Raw genomic sequence first — 3,035 nt, 5'->3', positions numbered from 1 at the left:
TGCCAATTTGGGAATGGCTTCGGCTTTTCCTTATGGCGACACCAGTCCTTTTCCATGCTGTGGTTATTATCAGCCGACCCAGGATCTTGTAAATTCATTCAGGACTGATGGCAGCGGCCTTCCGATTATTGACGTAAATGACCCGGATCCATATAATAATCAGATGGTCAATAATGATATGGGCGTATCACCGGAAGATGCGTTTCAACCCTATGAGGGGCCGTTGGACCCCCGGCTGGACTGGACCGTTGGCCGAAGAGGAGTGCCCTATTTGGACTGGGGACCTTACCCGGGCATAGCCTGGGCGCGGGAACCCGAGAACTTTGGCCCCTATGGTCCTAAAAAGCACGTCTACTGGGCTGAGCAGCAGGCAGAATACGCGGATCTTAACTCCTGGGCACCGGGATCGGCCATTAATACGTATGTGATCCGCTTTGCAGATGTCTTGCTGCTGGCAGCCGAGGCTGAAGTCGAAGTCGGATCCCTGGAGCAGGCACGTCAGTATGTGAACCGTGTCCGCGCCCGGGCGGCCAACGAAGATGGATGGGTCAGCCTGGATCATAACAGGTCGCAGGCCATCGCTGAGGTCGCTAATGAAAATGAGATGCTCAGCCTTGATGATGTCAGCCAGTTCGACTGGGTGATTCGTGAAGATACGGAATCGACCTTTGTATACCTGGGAGGAGGCTCCGGCAATGCCGGCAATTGGCAGGAATACGAGATTCCCAATTATGATATTGCACAGTATACGTCCGCCCAGTTCAATAACCCGGACTTTGCCCGAGAAGCGGTTCACTTTGAACGCAAGCTTGAATTGGCCATGGAAGGTCATCGCTTTTTTGATCTCGTCCGGTGGGGCGAAGCGGAAGAACAGATGAATGAGTTCTTCCGTTACGAGGGACCGGCGCTGGGCATTCCCACGAGGGACGGGCAGTTTACAGAGGGCAAGAATGAATATTACCCCATCCCGCAAAATCAGATAGATTTGAGTACCGTGGGTGGTGAGCCGGTATTACAGCAAAATCCCGGTTATAATTAAAAAATGGTCATTACGACCGTATCCCAACCTGTTACGTTAGGAAAGAGAGGCAACCATAAGAGGTTGCCTCTCTCTATTTATAGCCTATATTATAGGGTGATCTAACAGAGTCAAACCCAACATTTGAAATGACTGCGCAAACTTTTCAATTAAGAAAGCATAAAATATACCGTGCGTAATATATTATTTCTGGCGGTCCTGTCTGTTCAATTTTGTTTATATATCTCCGCATGTACCCTGGAAAAAGAAGATAAAAGGTTTGAATTGTTGACGACGGATCATACGAATATCAATTTTGAGAACCGTATTACCAATACCAAAGCCTTGAATATCCAAAATTACGGATATTTTTATGATGGCGGCGGCGTAGCCGCCGGGGATATCAATAATGACGGGTTGACTGATATCTATTTTGTCGGCAATGAGCGGGCAAATAAGCTGTATCTGAATAAAGGAGACTTTATGTTTGAAGATATAACAGCTTCAGCAGGGGTTGGTGGAGATACTGAGGGATGGTCTACGGGTGTTACAATGGCTGATGTAAATGGAGATGGTTATCTGGATATGTATGTCAGCCGGGTTAACTATAGCAATAAGTCCGGGGCGAATCAGCTCTTCATTAATAACGGGGATACTACTTTTACGGAAAGTGCATCCGACTACGGCCTTGATTTTGAAGGGTATTCAACACAGGCGGCTTTTTTTGACTACGATGGAGATGGCGACCTGGATCTGTACCTGCTGAATCATTCGTTCCACAGTGAAAATACGAAAGGAAGAGCTGAGCGGCTTCGGGCTGACCGCGATTCCCTGGCAGGCGACCGGCTGTACAGGAATGAGGGAGATACGTTCAGGGATGTAACGGAGCAGTCGGGTATTTACAGCAGTGCTTTGGGGTATGGTCTGGGAATCGCGGTAACGGATATTAACAGGGACGGGTGGCCGGATATCTATATTGGTAATGATTATCATGAAGACGATTATCTCTATATCAATCAGAAAGATGGCACATTCAGGGAAGCGTTGTACGCTTCGGTAGGACATACCAGTAAATCATCAATGGGCAATGATGCGGGGGATTTGAACAATGACGGCAATGTGGATATCATATCGCTGGATATGCTCCCCGAAGATAATGAGGTATTAAGAAGGTCGGGAATTTTGGATTCCTATGAAAGAGTGGGCACCAATCTCCGGTTTGGATTTAATCCACAGTACTCCCATAACACCCTGCAGCTAAACCGGGGAGACCGTCCCGATGGAACGCCTCTCTTTAGTGATATCGGCTTTTCTTCGGGCGTGGCAGCTACGGACTGGAGCTGGTCGGCCCTGATCATGGATATGGATAATGACGGGCTGAAAGATATTTTTATTACAAATGGAATGGTCGGAAGGCCTACCGACATGGACTACAACCAGCTGTTGCAGGAAAAAAGCCGGCAGATCTCGCTGAGTGAAGACATTGCCCAGGAAAATATGGAACTCATTGAGGAGATGCCTCCTGTAAAAATCCCCAATTATGCCTATAAAAATAATGGGGACATAACCTTTAGCAATGAGGCGGAGAGCTGGGGGCTGGATCAGCCGGGTTATTCCAGCGGGGCTGCGTATGCCGACCTGAACAACAACGGCAGGCTGGATCTGGTCGTGAATAACGTCAATATGCCGGCTTTTGTTTACCGGAACACAACCGAGCCATCCGACAGCACCAACTACCTGAAGGTGAAGCTCCGTGGCCGGGGCATGAACAGCTCCGGTATTGGTGCCAAAGTGTTTTTGTATAAGGGTAACCGGGTCTTTTTCCAGGAACAGATGCCGACAAGAGGATTTCAGTCATCAGTTGACCATGTGCTACATATTGGGCTTGGCCCTATCAGAGCGGTTGACTCTTTAAAGGTTATCTGGTCCGATCACTCCTTCGAAACAATGGAGCGTGTTGAGGTAAATCAAATGTTGGAAATCGATCAAAAGAATGCCGGCGGGACATTTGATTACG

At 48.3% G+C, this 3,035-nt stretch carries 2 protein-coding genes; both read left to right on the top strand.

Annotated features, from left to right (window positions below; genetic code table 11):
• On the top strand, positions 1 to 1,039 hold a 1,039-nt coding region (locus ACESLU_RS13595; protein WP_372639171.1), incomplete at its 5' end, for a RagB/SusD family nutrient uptake outer membrane protein.
• Positions 1,040 to 1,306: 267 nt separating this feature from the next.
• The coding region (locus ACESLU_RS13590) for a CRTAC1 family protein (protein WP_372639170.1) at positions 1,307 to 3,035 on the top strand (1,729 nt) is incomplete at its 3' end.

The organism is Fodinibius sp. (assembly GCF_041642155.1).
Classification (GTDB): Bacteria; Bacteroidota; Rhodothermia; order Balneolales; family Balneolaceae; genus Fodinibius.
The sequence above is the reverse complement of the archived record's forward strand: the minus strand, read 5'-3'. Positions and strand labels throughout refer to the sequence as shown.